General features: G+C 42.2%; 20 protein-coding genes, 1 pseudogene and 1 riboswitch. Of the genes and pseudogenes, 13 read left to right on the forward strand and 8 right to left on the reverse strand.

Translation table 11 applies throughout. From position 1 onward, the window contains the following. Positions 1-64: 64 nt before the first annotated feature. On the forward strand, positions 65-892 hold the full coding sequence (locus BK139_RS10330) for a CheR family methyltransferase (RefSeq protein WP_175609097.1): 828 nt from the start codon (positions 65-67) through the stop codon (positions 890-892). Positions 893-958: 66 nt separating this feature from the next. Here the strand turns inward: BK139_RS10330 and BK139_RS10335 are convergent, their stop codons facing one another. Continuing rightward, positions 959-2,101, reverse strand: coding sequence for a SpoIIE family protein phosphatase (locus tag BK139_RS10335; protein ID WP_076258288.1), 1,143 nt, complete (start codon positions 2,099-2,101; stop codon positions 959-961). A 336-nt stretch (positions 2,102-2,437) separates the two neighbouring features. Between BK139_RS10335 and BK139_RS10340 the strand changes: the two genes are divergently transcribed. The 5 genes from BK139_RS10340 (at position 2,438) to BK139_RS23695 (ending at position 7,404) form a co-directional block, all read left to right on the forward strand. Beyond that, on the forward strand, positions 2,438-3,802 hold the full coding sequence (locus tag BK139_RS10340; RefSeq protein ID WP_076258290.1) for an aspartate kinase: 1,365 nt from the start codon (positions 2,438-2,440) through the stop codon (positions 3,800-3,802). A 188-nt stretch (positions 3,803-3,990) separates the two neighbouring features. Beyond that, positions 3,991-4,629 carry a glycosyltransferase gene (locus BK139_RS10345; RefSeq protein WP_076258292.1) on the forward strand — a complete coding sequence of 213 codons (639 nt, stop codon included), beginning with the start codon at positions 3,991-3,993 and terminating at the stop codon, positions 4,627-4,629. A 134-nt stretch (positions 4,630-4,763) separates the two neighbouring features. Next, positions 4,764-5,951 carry an MFS transporter gene (locus BK139_RS10350; RefSeq protein WP_076258295.1) on the forward strand — a complete coding sequence of 396 codons (1,188 nt, stop codon included), beginning with the start codon at positions 4,764-4,766 and terminating at the stop codon, positions 5,949-5,951. Positions 5,952-6,109: 158 nt separating this feature from the next. After that, positions 6,110-6,210: riboswitch (glycine riboswitch) on the forward strand. Positions 6,211-6,348: 138 nt separating this feature from the next. Further along, the gene (gene purU, locus BK139_RS10355; protein ID WP_076258298.1) at positions 6,349-7,215 is read left to right on the forward strand and encodes a formyltetrahydrofolate deformylase; all 867 of its coding nucleotides are present in this window, start codon (positions 6,349-6,351) and stop codon (positions 7,213-7,215) included. A 63-nt stretch (positions 7,216-7,278) separates the two neighbouring features. Beyond that, positions 7,279-7,404, forward strand: coding sequence for an FbpB family small basic protein (locus BK139_RS23695; protein ID WP_139325615.1), 126 nt, complete (start codon positions 7,279-7,281; stop codon positions 7,402-7,404). Between the two features lie 232 nt (positions 7,405-7,636). On the opposite strand, the gene BK139_RS10360 is transcribed toward BK139_RS23695, so the two are convergent. Next, positions 7,637-7,954, reverse strand: a complete 318-nt coding sequence (locus tag BK139_RS10360; protein WP_076258301.1) for a hypothetical protein — start codon at positions 7,952-7,954, stop codon at positions 7,637-7,639. Between the two features lie 308 nt (positions 7,955-8,262). Between BK139_RS10360 and BK139_RS10365 the strand changes: the two are divergent. The 5 genes and pseudogenes from BK139_RS10365 (at position 8,263) to BK139_RS10385 (ending at position 12,648) form a co-directional block, all read left to right on the forward strand. After that, positions 8,263-10,012: pseudogene (locus BK139_RS10365) on the forward strand (alkaline phosphatase D family protein). Positions 10,013-10,027: 15 nt separating this feature from the next. After that, entirely contained in the window at positions 10,028-10,234 is a 207-nt protein-coding gene (locus BK139_RS10370) for a twin-arginine translocase TatA/TatE family subunit (RefSeq protein WP_076258303.1), read from the forward strand. A 174-nt stretch (positions 10,235-10,408) separates the two neighbouring features. Further along, a complete protein-coding gene (locus BK139_RS10375) occupies positions 10,409-11,404 on the forward strand; it encodes a hypothetical protein (protein WP_076258306.1) in 996 nt (331 codons plus the stop codon). Between the two features lie 321 nt (positions 11,405-11,725). Beyond that, positions 11,726-11,851: an FbpB family small basic protein gene (locus BK139_RS10380; RefSeq protein WP_076258308.1), complete on the forward strand. Its 126-nt coding sequence runs from the start codon at positions 11,726-11,728 to the stop codon at positions 11,849-11,851. A 14-nt stretch (positions 11,852-11,865) separates the two neighbouring features. Beyond that, positions 11,866-12,648: a TerC family protein gene (locus BK139_RS10385; protein ID WP_076258311.1), complete on the forward strand. Its 783-nt coding sequence runs from the start codon at positions 11,866-11,868 to the stop codon at positions 12,646-12,648. Between the two features lie 51 nt (positions 12,649-12,699). Here BK139_RS10385 and BK139_RS10390 read toward each other — a convergent pair whose 3' ends face one another. Then, complete coding sequence (locus BK139_RS10390) at positions 12,700-13,248, reverse strand: GNAT family N-acetyltransferase (RefSeq protein WP_076258314.1); 549 nt, start codon at positions 13,246-13,248, stop codon at positions 12,700-12,702. A 145-nt stretch (positions 13,249-13,393) separates the two neighbouring features. Here BK139_RS10390 and BK139_RS23940 point away from each other — a divergent pair, with 145 nt between their 5' ends. Next, on the forward strand, positions 13,394-13,531 hold the full coding sequence (locus tag BK139_RS23940; protein WP_160169269.1) for a hypothetical protein: 138 nt from the start codon (positions 13,394-13,396) through the stop codon (positions 13,529-13,531). Between the two features lie 63 nt (positions 13,532-13,594). Here the strand turns inward: BK139_RS23940 and BK139_RS10395 are convergent, their stop codons facing one another. The 5 genes from BK139_RS10395 to BK139_RS10415 form a co-directional block, all read right to left on the reverse strand. After that, entirely contained in the window at positions 13,595-13,981 is a 387-nt protein-coding gene (locus tag BK139_RS10395) for a DUF2512 family protein (protein ID WP_076258316.1), read from the reverse strand. A gap of 222 nt (positions 13,982-14,203) precedes the next feature. Next, positions 14,204-14,482, reverse strand: a complete 279-nt coding sequence (locus tag BK139_RS10400) for a DUF3784 domain-containing protein (protein WP_076258318.1) — start codon at positions 14,480-14,482, stop codon at positions 14,204-14,206. A gap of 12 nt (positions 14,483-14,494) precedes the next feature. Next, positions 14,495-14,866 (reverse strand): hypothetical protein, encoded by a 372-nt coding sequence (locus BK139_RS10405; RefSeq protein ID WP_076258320.1) that lies wholly within the window; start codon positions 14,864-14,866, stop codon positions 14,495-14,497. Between the two features lie 13 nt (positions 14,867-14,879). Beyond that, a complete protein-coding gene (locus BK139_RS10410) occupies positions 14,880-15,098 on the reverse strand; it encodes a helix-turn-helix transcriptional regulator (RefSeq protein WP_175609098.1) in 219 nt (72 codons plus the stop codon). A 144-nt stretch (positions 15,099-15,242) separates the two neighbouring features. Further along, positions 15,243-15,635 (reverse strand): PaaI family thioesterase, encoded by a 393-nt coding sequence (locus BK139_RS10415; protein WP_076258323.1) that lies wholly within the window; start codon positions 15,633-15,635, stop codon positions 15,243-15,245. Positions 15,636-15,797: 162 nt separating this feature from the next. On the opposite strand from BK139_RS10415, the gene BK139_RS10420 reads away from it, so the two are divergent. Beyond that, complete coding sequence (locus BK139_RS10420; protein WP_076258326.1) at positions 15,798-16,907, forward strand: alpha-hydroxy-acid oxidizing protein; 1,110 nt, start codon at positions 15,798-15,800, stop codon at positions 16,905-16,907. The last annotated feature ends 14 nt before the right edge of the window (positions 16,908-16,921 follow it).

Consider the following 16,921-nt stretch of genomic DNA (forward strand, 5'->3'; position numbering starts at 1 on the left):
GCAGAGAGGAGTCCGGACAACATCCGGAAACCGTCAACATCATTTTATTCTCGAAAGTTGAGGAATGAAGGAATTGAAAAAGGAAGAATTAGAAATAGAATTGCTTTTAAAGGCTATATACAGTTTATCCGGATATGATTTCCGGCAATATATGCGCTCTTCAATTGCCAGGAGAATTCAAGCTCGTCTTAGCAGGGATCGGCTGCCCAGCATAACAAGTCTCACAGAAAAGGTTATACATGAAGAGGGGTACCTGCAAAAGGTACTGAGCGATTTTTCAATCAATGTGACAGAAATGTTCCGGGACCCTTCTTTTTTTAAGGCTTTTCGGAATGAGGTTGTCCCGGTGCTCAGGGAATTGCCGGAGATCAGAATTTGGCATGCAGGCTGTTCGACTGGGGAAGAAGCTTACTCCATGTCTATTTTAATGGAAGAAGAGGGGCTGGGAGAGCGAACGAAGATTTATGCCACAGACATCAATGAAAAGGTGCTTAAAAAAGCAGAGAGCGGAATAATCCCGCTGCAAAAAATGCAGCTCTATACAAAGAACTACATTATGGCAGGCGGAAAAAAATCCTTTTCTGAATACTATACAACCGATTGTGAAGCGGCTTATTTGAATGCATCCCTGCTTGATCGAATGGTTTTTGCCCAGCATAATCTGGTGACTGATGGCTCCTTTAATGAGTTTCATGTGATTATGTGCCGCAATGTGATGATCTATTTTAATACAGACCTGCAAAGCCACGTTTTTAATCTTTTTAATGAAAGCCTCAGCATGGGAGGGTTTCTGGGGCTTGGCAGCAAGGAAGCGCTGCGGATGGAATACCCGGTATTCGAAGAAATCAACCTGCAGGAAAAGATATTCAGGAAGGTTTCTCATGTAAAATAAAACAGAGTGCGGTCCCCATTTTTGAGGGACTGCACTCTGTTTTTATGTAAAAAATATGTATTCATCCTAATCTGCCTGAATAAGAACAATACACATATCATCATCAGCGCTTGCCTGCTGCTGCTTAGTCAGTATCATATCGATTGGCTCTGCTGTTCTGGCTGCATTCCAGTGAAACGATGCGAAGCGCTGAAGATACTCACATGGATTGAGATTATTCTGCTCTACAGCTTCTTCCACCCCGTCTGTAAACAAGAGCAGCTGAATGGAATCTGTATAGGGAATTGTTTCTTTTTGTATCGAAATATCTTCAAAAAAGCCGACTGCACACATATTACTGGATAACCTGACCATCTCATCTTTGTCTACAAGCGCATATCCCGCTGGATGTCCGGCATTTACATACTCGATTGTTTTGTCTTTTTTATTAAGGACGAGGTAAATAGCTGTAAAATAATATGGAATTCGCTGATTGCGCTGGTTAAGGGAATTCATCCACCGATTTAGTTCGTTCATGACGTATTCAGGATCACTGCATGTTCTGATGGCATCTCTGAGAACAGAAGAGATAAACATGCATACAAGAGAAGCAGAAATTCCGTGGCCCATCATATCCAGCTGTATGGCAGCATAGCGATGTTCATCTATCTGGTGCCAGTAATACATATCTCCTGCAAGTTTGTTGGCTGGCAGGTAGGAAGCCTTTAACAGTGTATGTTCATGATAAATCGGTTCGCTCAGCATGCTGGTTTGTACCTGCATGGATAAATCCAGTTCATTCCTGATTTTATTTTCCTGCTCCTTATGCCAGTCCTTCTCATATTTAAGCCTTAAGGCAGCACGAATGCGGGCAAGCAGTTCCGTCTTATTAATGGGCTTCATTACATAATCGGTCCCGCCCGCATCAAGAGCTTCTGCAACTTTATTTGAGTCCTCCAATGCAGTTACAAAAATCACTGGGATATCCTTCAAATGTGGAATTTGCTGAAGCCGGCGGCATGCTTCAATTCCATCCATTTCCGGCATCATTATATCCATCAGAATCACGTCTGCTTTTATATCAGCTGAAAAAGGTGAATATCCCTGGAGATGCTGAAACATATCCTTTGCAGAAGAAAACGTTAAATGCTCTTTATACCCTGCGCGTTTTAATATATGTTGAATTACAAATAAGTTGGCTTGGTTATCGTCCACAACTAGGATTCCCATAGACTTTTTCCCTTCCTGTGTTTTACGATTTAATTCTTTATATAAATATCCTTAACATATACCCTATTGCAGGAGAGTGAAAACCACTAATTTGATCATTTTTTGCTTTAGTTAATCCCAAAAAATAAACAGTAAGTGTAAGCGCTTTCCTTTGTTTTCTTAAAATAATATTATTTAACGGTGTATTCATAAAAAACAAGTAAAAATATTATATTCGGATATTATAATGTGTTTTTAAGATGAACATTTGTTTTTGTAGGGTGGAATTTTCTCTTGATTTCTGTGAGGATAAGAGTAAAATAAAGATTAAATTTTCAGAGATTGGGAGATGTCAGAATGAAAGTGGTGAAGTTCGGAGGATCTTCTTTAGCATCAGGAAAGCAAATCGAGAAGGTATTCAATATTGTAATTGCGGATCCAGAGCGGAAGATCATTGTTGTCTCGGCTCCTGGAAAGCGATTTTCAGAGGATGACAAGGTTACTGATTTATTAATCGCATGTGCAGAGAAACGGATTCAGGGGGAAGCTGCAGATGGTTTGGCTGAAGCTGTATTGGATCGGTATGGCCAAATCGCTGATGAATTAGAGCTTGGTCCGGAAATTAAAGATATCATCAGGGAGGACCTTATTGCGAGGCTTTCCAGTGATACGCATGATCCTGAAGTTTTCATGGATTTGATCAAAGCGAGTGGTGAAGATAACAACGCTAAGCTTGTAGCAGCCTATTTTCAGCAGCAGGGAATAGAAGCAAGATATGTGAGCCCGAAGGAAGCAGGATTGCTTGTCAGTCCGGAGCCCGGCAATGCTCAGGTCCTTCCTGAAGCATATGACAAGCTGCTTGCATTAAGGGAGCAGGACGGGATCATCATTTTTCCGGGTTTCTTTGGATATAGCACGGATGGCAAGGTCTTCACATTTTCTAGAAGCGGATCGGATGTGACAGGCTCCATTTTGGCTGGTGCAGCCAAGGCGGATTTATATGAAAACTTTACAGATGTGGATGCGGTCTATTCGGTAAATCCCTTTATTGTAGAAAGCCCTAAAGAAATCAAAGAATTGACATACCGGGAAATGCGGGAGCTTTCCTATGCAGGCTTTACTGTCCTGCATGATGAAGCGCTTGTACCGGCATTTCGGGCTGGAATTCCTGTGCAGATAAAAAATACCAATAATCCGTCTGCTCCCGGCACCAGGATTGTGAACGAGCGGGATAACACGAACGGACCTGTGATCGGGATTGCCAGTGATCAGGGATTCTGCAGCATCTATGTCGGCAAATACTTAATGAACAGGGAAGTCGGCTTTGGGAGGAGGCTGCTGACCATTTTGGAAGAGTATGGCCTCAGCTATGAGCATACACCATCAGGAATTGATGACATCTCCATTATCCTGCGGGAAAACCAATTTACTGATGGGATGGAGGAAGAAATTCTGAGCCGCATACAGCATGAGCTTCATGCAGATGAAGTGAAAATTCAGCACAGCCTTTCACTAATTATGGTGGTTGGAGAGGGGATGCGCCAGAACATCGGAACAATGGCCCGTGCCTCCAAAGCTCTCGCTAAAGCAAAAGTAAATATGGAAATGATCAATCAGGGCTCCTCTGAAGTGAGCATGATGTTCGGCGTCCAGGCAGTGGATGAGGTACGTGCGGTACAGGCGCTTTATAATGAGTTTTTTGCTGCGGTGGCAGCGGTGTGATCATTTTGTGAAGGTAAATCTGTTTAAACGAAAAGAGCCAAAGTAAATAGGCTATATATGCAAATCAATCAAACGTTTGATTGAAAAAGCTTGGGGCATTAGCCTCGGGCTTTATTTTTTTGGAATGAAAAATCTTAAGATAATCAAAATAAGAAGGAAACTTTTTCAATTTGGAAGGAGAAAAGGATATGAAGAAATTACTGATCATAGGAATAATGCTGCTCATGCCCCTGAATATGCTGACAGCACCGGGCAGTGCAGCTGCACAAAAACCGTGTCTCACCCAATCAGAGGTTAAATTTGAAAACGAATTCCGCAAGCTTTGGATCGACCATGTATTATGGACAAGCAACTATATTACAAGTGCCTCAACTGCCGGAGCAGAGGATCAGAAGCAGGTATTGGCCCGCCTGCTTAGAAATCAGGAGGACATAGGAAATTCCATTAAGCCTTATTACGGCGAAGCTGCAGGAGCTAAGCTGACAGAACTTCTTAAAGAGCATATTGTCATTGCGGGTGATATTGTAGAGGCAGCTAAGAGCGGGCAGGGAGCAAAGGTGAACCAGCTGAACAAAAAATGGTATCGCAATGCCGATGATATCGCTGCTTTTCTAAGCGGAGCCAATCCAAATCTGAAAAATGAAGATGTGAAAAAACTGCTTTATAAGCATTTAGAATTAGTAACAGATGATCTGACAGCAAGTCTTGTTAAGGATTGGGAAGCAAGAATTGTTTCGATTGATGAGGGAGTGTCGCATATTATTATGATGGCAGATGTCATTTCTGATGCGGTTGTTAAGCAATTCCCGGACAAATTTAAAGGGTAATTAAAAGAGGCTTCAGCTTTGCTGGAGCTTCTCTATTTTTTCCTTTGACAAAGCAGCATGTCTCATTATAAGCTATTTAGCGTGCCGAAAAAAATAATGTAAATTTTTCACATATAGAAGGAGGGGTATCCGTTTTGTCAGGGGATCAGAAGAAAAAGATGATCATTTTGATGATCAATATGTTTATTGCAATCGGAAGCTTTGGGATTATCATTCCGATTTTGCCGGCTTATCTGGAATCCATCAATCAGGGAGGAACGGCAGCAGGCCTGATGATTGCCATTTTTGCGGGTGCCCAGCTGATTTTTTCTCCCATTGCAGGGAAGTGGGCTGACCAGTACGGCCGCAGAAAGATGATTATTTACGGGTTAGCTGGTTTGACATTATCCATGCTGGTCTTTTATGCAGTAGATTCCATTTGGCTGCTATACTTTTCACGTGTTATTGGTGGCGTTGGAGCTGCCTTGCTGATTCCAGCCATTTTTGCTTACATTGCTGATATTACTACCATGGAGCAGCGTGCAAAAGGGAATGGCCTTGTATCAGCTGCGATGTCACTTGGAATTGTGGTTGGACCTGGAATTGGCGGGTTTTTGGCAGACTTCGGCCTGAAAATGCCGTTTTTGATCTCAGCGCTAGTATCTCTAGTGGCTGTTCTATTCTCCATTGTCCTCCTCGAAGAAAGCAGCACTTTGCAGACAGTGCCGGGTGAGATGCCTGAAGAGGAACCGATGGTCAAGAAACTGGCCATGTCCGTTAAGAAGCCATATTTTATTCCGCTTGTCATTACATTGGTGATGAGCTTTGGACTAATGGCGTATGAATCAGTGCTGGGGCTCTACCTTGATAATGAGTTTGCTGCTACTCCGCAGGAAATTGCCATTATGGTGACTTCAACGGGTGTCATTAGTGTTATTGTTCAGTTATTCGTAGTCGATCGGGTGGTTAATAAATTCGGAGAGGGAAAGGTATTGAATATCTTTTTGGCTGTTGCCGCGTCAGGATTCCTAGTTTCACTGTTTGCAGGCAGCTATGCACTTTTCTTCGTTATTTCGCTGATCATTTTCCTTGCAACTTCCATTCTGCGCCCGGTTTTAACCACGCTAATCTCAAAAATGGCCGGTAATGAACAGGGGTTTGCGATGGGAATGAACAATGCTTATATGAGCATTGGAAACGTTCTGGGGCCAACGATTGCCGGTGTGCTTTACGATGTACGGATAACCTATCCGTTTGTTCTCGGTCTGGCCTTATTGATTGTTACGTTATTTATCACGGTTGCATGGCAAAAAAGGGAGCCAAAACCGAAGGCTGCTGTGTAAAAAAGCTTGGAGACATTGTCTTCAAGCTTTTCTTTTTCCCAAAGGAAATCAGCTATAAATACAGGCTGAGAATTGTGGCAATTTTGTGAAAGAAACCTAGTTCGATTGACATAAGTTAAAAAATATATTATTCTGAAAATAACAAAAATATTGAGCGAATGACGGCTGCGGGAGAGAGCATACAGTAGCCACCGAAGGAGCAAGCTTCAAAAATACCCTTGAAGCCAATCTCTCAGGTAGACAGAACCTCAGTCGGACGCATCTCTGGAGAGCGCGCATGGACTATGCGACACCAAAGGGGTCAAACTCTCAGGTAAAAGGACAGAGAAGGGGGATAAAGAAGCCGCCTTTTTTCTGTCCTTTTTATATGGATGGCAAGGCAGTTGGAGGAATCTAGATGAATATAAATGTTAACGCAAACCGGGCGACATTGCTGATATCCTGTCCAGAGAGGCCAGGCATCATCTCCACAGTCTCTAACTTTCTGCTGGAGCATAACGCGAACATTGTGCATTTTGACCAGCACACAACCGATCCGCTGGCAGGCATCTTCTTCATGCGGATTGAATTCGATATGAATCATTTTGATGAGTCCTTTTCAAAACTGAAAGAAGATCTGCCTGAGATGGCCAGGGAATACTCTATGGAGTGGAAGCTGAGCGGCAAAGGCGAGCGCAAGCGGATGGCCATATTTGTTTCTAAAATGGATCACTGTCTGCTCGAGCTGCTGTGGCGATGGAAATCAAAGGAGCTTGAAGTGGATATTCCCTTAGTGATCAGCAATCACCCTGACATGAGGGAAGTGGTGGAGGGTTTTGGAATACCATATCATCATGTTCCGATTACGCCGGATACTAAAGCGGAAGCTGAGCAAAAGGCGGTTGAGCTGCTGGATGGAAAAGCGGATTTCATTGTGCTTGCGAGATATATGCAGATTCTTTCACCAAGCTTTATTTCCAAATATCCAAACAGGATTATCAATATCCATCACAGCTTTCTGCCGGCCTTCGTGGGAGCCAATCCTTATGCCCGGGCGTTTAACCGCGGAGTCAAGCTGATTGGGGCAACCGCCCATTATGTAACAAATGATTTGGATGAAGGGCCGATCATTGAGCAGGATGTCCAGCGGGTTAACCACCGGCACACTGCACAGGATCTCAAAATTGCCGGCAGGCATGTGGAGAGGCAGGTCCTCGCACAGGCAGTCGCCTGGCATGTGGAAGACAAAGTCATAGTGCATGGTAATAAGACGATTGTTTTTTAAGCGGCACTGAAAAAAAGATCTTGCATCCAGAAAGATTACCATCATGAAAGAAGGTGAGCAGAAATGAAAAAGAAAAAATTATCAATGCTTGAAATGATAAAGGTTAATAGAGAAGAACTTTTAAAAGATCGCCGTGAGCTTGAGAAGATCGAAAAAAAAATAGACGATAAATATGCAAAAGCACAGTAAGAAAGTACACCCGGCCTGGGAATAAAACAGGCCGGGTTTTTAAATGAATTAAAAACGCCCAGGGAATCCCCGGGCGCCTACTCTTTATTTTTGTCTGAAGAAATCTGTGAAAGCATGATACATTTCCATCCCCTGATAAAAGAACAGGCTGGAAGCTGTTAATGAAAATAACCCAATCATTAAAAATCTAATCCACATTATGTCTTCCTCCTTTAATTGTTTTGCTGGACAATTAAGGAGCTTGAATGACATAATTCGCCTCGTAGAAAATTGGAGTATAAAGTATCTTTTTCCTGCGGGCGATGTGCAGAGCACTATATACAAAAAGGATAACTGTCAGGATTGTAATGGATAAAGAGATGATATCCAACGTGAAGATATGCTTTTTGGGATCATCTTTTAATAGGAAGCTCTCGGTAAAGTCCGAAACTGTTACCGCTTTGCTTTGGTCCATCGGAATGTCATTATAATGGACTCCAGGGTATTGGGTAATGAGAAAGGATAAAAACACAGACAGCAGTAAAAGTGGCATTACCTGACGTTTCGTCATTCCCTCACCCCTTTTCAAGATTATAACTATCATCATAACCACTATTTATAGATTAGTAAACTAAAAGAATCTGACAGGATTCGTTAATATTCTATGTTTATATTGTAAAAAAATCTGGGGCAAAAGGTGCGGGAATACAAAGGATTGTTGACCGCAAATATAGATTATAGGCTGTATGAACAACCAATCCTTACAAAAGTCCTGATAAAATAGGCAGAGAATCTATTTTCTTCCTTTACATGTCTTCATATTACTTTAAAAAACACCTCTTATAATCAATTGTGAATCCATGTTAAGAGGTGAAGAAAATGAACAATGAGAGATCGATTGATGATTTAATCAGGAAATTTAATGAAGAGAACCTGAAGAGGGACATTGACCGCCGGAGCTTTCTATCTGGTGCAGGGAAAATAGCCGGTTTTTCGCTGGCGCTGGCTATGGCGCAATCTTTAGGGGTGGGTAATCTAACGGTTGATGCTGCGCCTAAGTTCAGCAAATACCCTTTTACGCTCGGTGTCGCATCAGGAGATCCTCTTTCGGACAGTGTGGTTTTATGGACAAGGCTAGCACCCGATCCGCTTAATGGAGGCGGGATGCCAAATCATGCTGTACCAGTCAAATGGGAACTTGCTGCAGATGAACACTTCCGAAAAGTTGTTAAACGCGGAACAGAAATTGCGGTGCCGGATTTGGCGCATTCAGTGCACGTGGAGGCAGAAGGCTTAATGCCGGACACTGTCTATTATTATCGTTTTAAAAGCGGCAATGAACTAAGCCCAATCGGCAAAACAAAGACACTTCCGCCTGCGGGTGCCAAAGTTTCAGGGCTATCATTTGCATTTGCTTCATGTCAGCAGTATGAACATGGATTTTTTACAGCCTATCAGCATATGGCAAAGGAAAATTTGGATTTTGTCATTCACCTTGGCGACTACATATATGAATATGGACCAAATGAATATATTTCACCAACAGGAAACGTCCGCCACCATAGCGGACCGGAAATTATCTCTATAGAAGATTACAGGAATCGCCATGCCCAGTATAAAACTGATCCGCATCTGAGAGAAGCTCATGCTGCTTTCCCTTGGGTGGTCACTTGGGATGACCACGAGGTGGAAAATAACTATGCAGCAGGGATTCCGGAAAAGGGCCAGTCAGCTGAAGCATTTATTAAACGCAGGGCAGCCGCTTATCAGGCATATTATGAGCACATGCCGCTCCGGTTATCTTCCATGCCAAATGGTGATGGTATGCAATTGTATAGGGAGTTCAGCTATGGCAGCCTGGCGTCATTCCTTGTGCTTGATTCCCGGCAATATCGGGATGACCAGGCAAATGGTGATGCAGCCGCATACACCGGATTCGCTTGATCCAGCCCGGACTCTCCTTGGCAAGGAACAGGAACAATGGGTTGAAAGCAATCTAAGCAGATCTAATGTGCATTGGAATGTACTGGCACAGCAGGTGTTCTTTGCCCAGAGAAATTTCGGGACAATTGCTTCGCCGAAGTTCAGCATGGATGCATGGGATGGATACCCTGCTGCCCGGCAGCGTTTGGCTGATTTTGCTGCTTCAAACAATATCGGAAACCTGATTGTCCTGACTGGGGACGTTCATGCAAGCTGGGCTTCCAATATTCTCACAGACTATAATGATCCAAATGCAAAGCTGATTGGTGCCGAATTTGTCGGAACCTCTATCACATCAGGAGGGAACGGATCAGATGTGAGAGCAGATACGGAAAAGACGCTTGCAGAGAATCCGCATATTAAGTTCTTTAATAATTATAGAGGCTATGTCCGCTGCCGGGTAACAGCAGAGCAATGGCGTGCGGATTATCGGGTTCTTCCATTCGTAACAGAGCCTGGAGCGGATATTTCAACAAGAGCATCATTTGTTTTTGAAAAAGATCAGGCTGGCTTGAAGCAGGTATCGGCATCTGCTGTACCTCAGGGGGCTGGAATCTCTTCTGAGGTGGAAGAAGATCGCCATCGTGCCCATACCCGGGCACATGAAAAGCAACTTAAAAAACAGCGTGAAAAAGTATTACATTAAAGCGATGGTGAGAAGATGATATCCAACATTGGCATTCCAGGCTTAATTCTTGTTCTTGTCATTGCCTTGATCATATTTGGGCCATCCAAGCTTCCCGAGATTGGGCGGGCATTTGGGCGGACATTAACTGAGTTTAAAAGCGCGGCAAAGGACTTAGTGTCAGATGAGGGAAAGAATGAAGAGAAAAAACCGGTACTTTCAGCTCTGAAAAAAGAAAAATAGGGAATAAAAATACAGGCGCAAATTAGCCTGTATTTTTATTGTGTGTTAACCTGTGAAACATTTCACATAATGTTCATTTTTGAATAATCCACTGGAATGAAAAGTATAATATATTAATACTGTACTTATATTGTTTATATAATTTTAAATGCCATCAAGGAGGCACAATAAACCATGAAAAAAATATTTCAGTTATTATTAATATCAGGCTTAGTCATGACACCTTTTTTTACAAGCGCTCATGTGAAATGGTTCACGAATGTGGCGCCTCAAAAGGAAACCATTGAAAATATATTATCACCTCTATTTATGGGACTGGCCCTGGCGGCTGCGATTGTCCTTGCGCTATTGACATTGATTATCCCAAGGACATCCCAATGGGCCAAAGTCAAAAAGCTGGATGACTGGCTCTCAGGGTTCCGCAAATACAGCAGATATATCCTGAAGTATGGAACTGCTGCGGCGTTAATCATCCAGGTAACGAACGGAACATTGTTTGCGCCTGAATTTCATTTAACCAGCACGATTGCTATGATATTAACATGGGCAACGATTGGCTTTCTGCTAATTCCGCATCATATTTCAACAAAGGCCGGGGCTGTTATTTTACTGGGACTGTTTGTGTACGTTACCATGCAGAATGGCATTTTCCATATGCTTGATTATGGATATTATGTAGCTATTATTGGAGTCCTGCTGGTCGGCAGCACGAAGCTGGAGAAGGTTGGATTTCCATTCTTATATTTGGGCACAGGTTTATCTTTATGCTGGGTGGCTGTTGAGAAATGGGTATATCCAAGCATGTCTCTGGATATTGTGGCCAATCACGGAGTCCCGACATTCGGCTTTGCACCTGCTGCATTCGTTGTTATGGCTGCATTCATTGAGTTTGTAGTCGGTTACCTTCTTGTAGTAGGAATTCTTAACCGTGTAGTTGGCTTCGTGGTGACTGTTATTTTCATCACTACCACAATGCTGTTTGGCATGACAGAAGTGATCGGGCATTTTATGATCCATATTGTGCTGATTATTTTCATCATTGAAGGGGTGTCTTTCTATAACCCGCCGATCAAGCTGCATAAAACTAAAGCAGATCAATTTGTGTTTGTATTCCTGAACTTTATTTTCGTCCTTGCGACATTCATTTTAATTTATTACCGATTTGCATAAGCATTGACATTTTGAACAAATTGGAATATGATTAATTTAAATAGTTGAATAGTTTCTCCTAAAGGGGAGTAGCTTTTACAGCAGAGTCGTCATTTCGGAGTTAAGAGCTCCCGGCTTTGTTGGCAACCTAAACGTTGTTAGCAAGACCTTTGCCTGTTTCGGGTAAAGGTCTTTTTGTTTTTTTAAAACCTTTACCGCTTGCTGGTAGAGGTTTTTTTATTGCCTGATATAGCTTGGCAATGAAAATCCTCAATCGACATAACTGCAGGGAAACAGCGCGAAGCTTTCAATACTTAAAAAATAGAAGGAAAGGAGACCGAAATGAAAAAAGCTAAGATATCTTTTGCTGAATTAATTAAGAAAAACAAAGAAGAGCTGCTGAGAGATCAAGCAATGCTTGAGAAAATTGAAAAGCGTTTAGACGAAAAATACACAAAGGTGAAATGAGGGAGGGTGCTTAGATGGAATTATCACTAATACTTGAGTATGGATGGGTGCTGCTGCTGCTTGTGGCGCTGGAGGGTTTATTGGCTGCTGATAACGCGCTGGTGCTGGCGATTATGGTTAAGCATCTTCCGGAGGAGCAGAGGAAAAAAGCATTATTCTACGGATTGGCAGGAGCCTTTGTTTTCCGCTTTGGATCTTTATTTGCGATTTCTTATTTAGTTGACGTATGGCAGGTTCAGGCGATTGGAGCACTGTATCTTCTGTTCATTGCGGCTAATCATATATTAAGAAAGTTTCTTGTGAAAAAAGGCGAGGAAGAAGCAGAGATCACGAAACCAAAAAAACAATCAGGCTTTTGGCTGACGGTTTTTAAAGTAGAACTTGCTGATATTGCTTTCGCTGTAGACTCTATTCTGGCAGCGGTCGCCCTGGCTGTTGCTCTTCCGGATTCAGGACTTGGCCATGTAGGCGGGCTTGACGGCGGAAAGTTCTTTGTCATCTTTGCCGGCGGTATGATCGGATTGATTATTATGCGTTTTGCTGCAAACCTCTTTGTGGATCTTCTTCACAGGAGACCTGGACTTGAGATTGCAGCGTTTGGTATTGTCGGATGGGTTGGTGTTAAACTGGCTGTCTACACAATGTCCCATCCGGCGCTGGCCATCCTGCCAGAAGGATTTGCCAAGTCGGCCGGATGGAAAGTTACTTTCTATGCAGTCTTAATTGGTATTGCGTTAGCTGGATGGTTCCTTTCCAAGGAAAAACAGGAAATGCCAGCAGAGGAAAAAGCAAGCTGATCAAGCAGGGCGGGGTTTTTCCGCCCTGTTTTTTTAATGAGCACTATTCAATCAAACGTTTGATTGAATACCCATGAGCCCGGCGCTAGCTTGCCATTCTTCTTTCAGGATGCTCATTTCTATTAAGCTCCAATAATCATTTTTAACTTTATTGGTCTGCCTGAGAAGTCCTTCTTTTTGGAAACCTGCCTGCTCGTAAATCTTAATAGCAGGGAGATTAAAATCAAAAACCCCGAGACTGACTCTCTTTAATTTTAGCTCCTGGAAGGCTAAGTTCAGGATTTGATGAATCATTTCTGAAGCATACCCTTTCCCCCGTGCTGCGGAGTGGATGAAAACCTTGCCAACCCTCGCAGTTTCGTTGACACGGTCTACTCTTCCAAGGGAAATATGACCGATGATTTCATCGTTTGCCATAACTTTGCAGATATAATCCGAGCTGGTTTCCAGATTCGCAGAGCGTATATACTTAGCAAGCTGCACATGATCAAGCGGGAATTCGAAATGAGCACCGCTCCACTGAACCATTAATTCCGGTGTGCTGATCCAGCTGATGAGCAAATCGAAATCTTTTTCTGTAAAAGGTTCTAATTTTACCATGGTAATCTCCTTTTTATTAATCATCTGATTGTGCTGTTTTTTTATCTATTTTACAGGATTCAGGAAAAATCCTTCTAAAGTATGCTTTAAATATTAGTAATGAGCACATATTAATTTTGAGAACTATAAGGAAGGAGCAAATGAATTGACCAGAAGGGATGAGCAAAATAAAAAACAGGCACAAGGTCCAAAAGAGGAGAGGGAGCTTGTCAATGAGTTTGGAAAATATAAGGGGGATCAGCCGGTTCCGCAGCCTAAGGATTATGATGAGATCGAATACTAAATCAATTAATTCACAATGATCATAAAGGAAAAAAGAGACCCTGCCAAGAGGTCTCTTCAAATATTACTCACGTCCATCATAATCAAAAACACGTTTATCCAAGTAGACATGGAAGAACCATTCACCTGCACCTATCAAAAGAGCCGAGATAAATGCCGCCATTGCCAAGTCGTCTTTCCCTGATGCCATTAATTCGCTTAAAAGCCAGATGACAACAAAGCTTAAACCAATGTCAGATAAGGTTGCAATGGTATTCCTTTTCGTATGCTCTGTTTCATCACCGGACATACGGAATATCATCATATCCCCAATTACATAAGCCCCTAGAGTGAGAATGAAACTAATAATAAGTGTTTCCGTAAAGCTGATATCAAAAATTCCAGTTAAAATAATTCCCAGCACAGCTGTAATCATAACAAATTTAATCAATATCGCTTTAATATGCTCCATGTTGAAATCCTCCCTCTTGATTTTTGTAACTATACCCGAAGGAAGGGGGGATAATCATTAGATTACAAGAAAATTGGAGGTCTGGATATCTGATCCTTGTCGGATAAATCAGGCAATCTGTGTGACTGAGAGGGTCTAAAAGAGAAACAAAAGACTCACATAGAAGAGATGCAGCTATATGATTTTCTAAAGAGGAAATATGGACAGCCAATACCGCAAAGGTTATTTCATCATTTTTATATTCACATACCCAAGTAAAATGACATAGCCCACCAGCAAAATGGGAAAAAGTATCTGGGCATCCGGATGGTTTATGAAACCTCCGGCTATCAGCAAAAGCCCCATTACTAAATTGTATATGCCTATAATCTTTGCCAGTTTATCTTTATCACTGACCCTTTGCTGATTGAACCCCGACAAAAGCCATGTCTGCTTTTTTACTCCGATCAAAAATGCAAGAATTAACAGGACTGCTCCGATAATAATAAAATGCTGATTCATGAAAACTCCTCCTTATCTTCTTTTTATAATGACTGGAACGATATAAAAACCTAAAAATAATGTAATGACTAAATACCAGATTAAAAGTTCAATATTAATCGATATGTTATTTAATATTTGGCTGGAGATGATGAGATAGCTCAGGAGGAGGACAAGGGCCCCAGAGTAGACATATAGAGAGCACTGCAAAATATTGAGGTTCACCCTTTCATCGTACTCCAGTTCTTCCTTGGCCTCCTTTCTTTTAATCCTTAGCCATTTGAAGCCGCCAACGCTTATGGACAATCCGGCGACAAACCCCCATTGAATATTGTCTGTCATAAGTGTAATAGCTAGAAAAGCAAGAAAAGCTCCTAAACAGATAGTCCAGCTGTTTACATTCATTACATTTCCTCCTTTAATGGTTCTCATCAATCCAAAACAGCTCATCTAAAGGTGTTTCCAAGTGTTTGCTGATTAAGAGGCAGACACGTATGGTCGGGTTGTATTTTTGTGCTTCAATCAAATTCATCGTTTGCCGGGTTACGCCAACAAGCTTTGCAAGTTCTCCCTGAGTTAAACGCTCTTTTTCAATGCGTACAAGCTTTACCTTGTTTTTTATAGTGAACTCTTTCAAGTGCCTCACTCATTTCCTTTTCTTACCTTTATTGTAATATATATTTGCAAAAAGTAAAATATATATTACATTTTTTTCGAAAAAAAGCCTCTGCAGGCTTAGAATCTACTTAAGCAAGATCTGATAATTCTTTTACGATATGCTCTATAGCGTATTCCCTATATTATTGATAGCTGCGAAAATCCCCGATGCTTTGGCAACCACCTGATCCTGATCGTTATAAATCAGGCAATCCGTGTGGCTGAGGCTTCTTCCTCTTTTCACAAGGTGAGCATCTGCAACAAGATATTCCCCTGTGGCCCCCTTTAAGAAACTGACCTTCAAATCAGCGGTGACCACGGATTGCATCTGGTTTTCATCCGGCTCGAAAATATTCCCCATTGCTACATCCGCAAGAGTGGAAATGATCCCTCCATGCACCAGTCCGGCGCTGTTAATAAAGAGAGGCTGGATGGGCAAAGTGACTTTCATTTTGCTTTCATTGATTCTTTCGTAATGGAATTTCAGGAATTCATCAAAAGGCTGTTTGATTAGCATTTGCTACACTCCAATTTCTTTTAGTTAAAATGGTTATTCCCGATTTTTTGTGAAATCCCTGCTAATTTGCAGAGAAGAGGCTCCAAAATTATTACATGGTTTCTTAAAATCAAAAAAAGTGATATTATTTTCAATAAATTCAAAAAAAGGCGGGGCTGGAAGATGGCAAAAGTAGAGAATATTAGTTTCGCAGAAAATTTTCCTATTTCATTTAAGGAACTGGAAGAAGAAGCAGAGAAAGTGATGGGGGCTGGCGGATTTGGCTATGTCCAATCAGGAGCCGGCGGGGAAGAAACGCTGAAAAAGAATATCGAATCCTTTGCAAAATACTCAATTGTTCCGAGAATGCTGAGGGATGTTTCATTGCCGGATATAAGTGTGAATTTATTTGGTAAAACGTATCCTTATCCAGTATTCCTTGCGCCGATTGGAATGCAGCGGCTTGAACACAGTGAGGGTGAGCTGGCATCTGCCCGGGCGGCAGCTTCGTTTGGAGTTCCTTTTATTCAGAGCACAGTATCCAGTTATTCCATTGAAGAAATTGCAAAGGCAACAGATTCGAGTCCAAAATGGTTCCAATTATATTGGTCCAATTATGAAGAAGCCTCCTTCAGCATGGTTCGCCGTGCGGAGAAAGCAGGGTATGAGGCAATTGTGTTAACGGTTGATACGGTGATGATGGGATGGAGGGAAGCTGATCTAAGAAACAATTTTTCCCCGTTAAAGATTGGCTATGGAAAAGCAAATTATGAAAGCGATCCAGTCTTTATGGCTTCTCTCCAGGACGGCGATGTCGTACAGGCAATCCTTGATAATATTCATCATCCAACATTAAGCTGGGAGCATATTTCCAGATTAAAAGAGAAAACCAGCCTGCCGATTTTATTAAAGGGCATTCTCCACCCTGAAGATGCCAGGCTGGCCGTTGAAAGAGGGATAGACGGAATCATTGTCTCTAATCATGGCGGCAGACAGCTTGATGGAGTGATTGCGGCGATTGATGCGCTTGAACCGATCGCGAAGGAAGTTAAAGGAAGGATTCCAGTATTGTTTGACAGCGGCATTCGACGAGGTTCAGATGTGGTTAAAGCTCTGGCACTTGGAGCTGACGCCGTTTGTCTGGGACGGCCGTATGTGTACGGCTTGGCCATTGGCGGGGAGGATGGAGTTGAAAAAGTGCTTGCCAACTTTATAGAAGAAACAAAAGTGTCGCTTTCTCTGGCAGGGGTGGGGAGCTTAAAGGATATTGCTGGTCTGCAGTTAATTCGATAAAGCATTCTAACAAA

It is taken from the genome of Paenibacillus sp. FSL R5-0490, assembly GCF_001956215.1.
Lineage (GTDB): Bacteria > Bacillota > Bacilli > Bacillales > Cytobacillaceae > Cytobacillus.

Bases quoted from the DNA above. Each gene is read 5' to 3' on its own strand.
- BK139_RS10405 (WP_076258320.1), bottom strand. From the start codon at position 14,866: ATGAATGTAAACAGCTGGACTATCTGTTTAGGAGCTTTTCTTGCTTTT.
- BK139_RS10415 (WP_076258323.1), bottom strand. From the start codon at position 15,635: ATGCTAATCAAACAGCCTTTTGATGAATTCCTGAAATTCCATTACGAA.
- BK139_RS10420 (WP_076258326.1), top strand. From the start codon at position 15,798: ATGGCAAAAGTAGAGAATATTAGTTTCGCAGAAAATTTTCCTATTTCA.
- BK139_RS10360 (WP_076258301.1), bottom strand. From the start codon at position 7,954: ATGACGAAACGTCAGGTAATGCCACTTTTACTGCTGTCTGTGTTTTTA.
- BK139_RS10385 (WP_076258311.1), top strand. From the start codon at position 11,866: ATGGAATTATCACTAATACTTGAGTATGGATGGGTGCTGCTGCTGCTT.
- purU (WP_076258298.1), top strand. From the start codon at position 6,349: ATGAATATAAATGTTAACGCAAACCGGGCGACATTGCTGATATCCTGT.
- BK139_RS10390 (WP_076258314.1), bottom strand. From the start codon at position 13,248: ATGGTAAAATTAGAACCTTTTACAGAAAAAGATTTCGATTTGCTCATC.
- BK139_RS10375 (WP_076258306.1), top strand. From the start codon at position 10,409: ATGAAAAAAATATTTCAGTTATTATTAATATCAGGCTTAGTCATGACA.
- BK139_RS10370 (WP_076258303.1), top strand. From the start codon at position 10,028: ATGATATCCAACATTGGCATTCCAGGCTTAATTCTTGTTCTTGTCATT.
- BK139_RS23695 (WP_139325615.1), top strand. From the start codon at position 7,279: ATGAAAAAGAAAAAATTATCAATGCTTGAAATGATAAAGGTTAATAGA.
- BK139_RS10395 (WP_076258316.1), bottom strand. From the start codon at position 13,981: ATGGAGCATATTAAAGCGATATTGATTAAATTTGTTATGATTACAGCT.
- BK139_RS10340 (WP_076258290.1), top strand. From the start codon at position 2,438: ATGAAAGTGGTGAAGTTCGGAGGATCTTCTTTAGCATCAGGAAAGCAA.
- BK139_RS10330 (WP_175609097.1), top strand. From the start codon at position 65: ATGAAGGAATTGAAAAAGGAAGAATTAGAAATAGAATTGCTTTTAAAG.
- BK139_RS10335 (WP_076258288.1), bottom strand. From the start codon at position 2,101: ATGGGAATCCTAGTTGTGGACGATAACCAAGCCAACTTATTTGTAATT.
- BK139_RS10380 (WP_076258308.1), top strand. From the start codon at position 11,726: ATGAAAAAAGCTAAGATATCTTTTGCTGAATTAATTAAGAAAAACAAA.
- BK139_RS10345 (WP_076258292.1), top strand. From the start codon at position 3,991: ATGAAGAAATTACTGATCATAGGAATAATGCTGCTCATGCCCCTGAAT.
- BK139_RS10400 (WP_076258318.1), bottom strand. From the start codon at position 14,482: ATGAATCAGCATTTTATTATTATCGGAGCAGTCCTGTTAATTCTTGCA.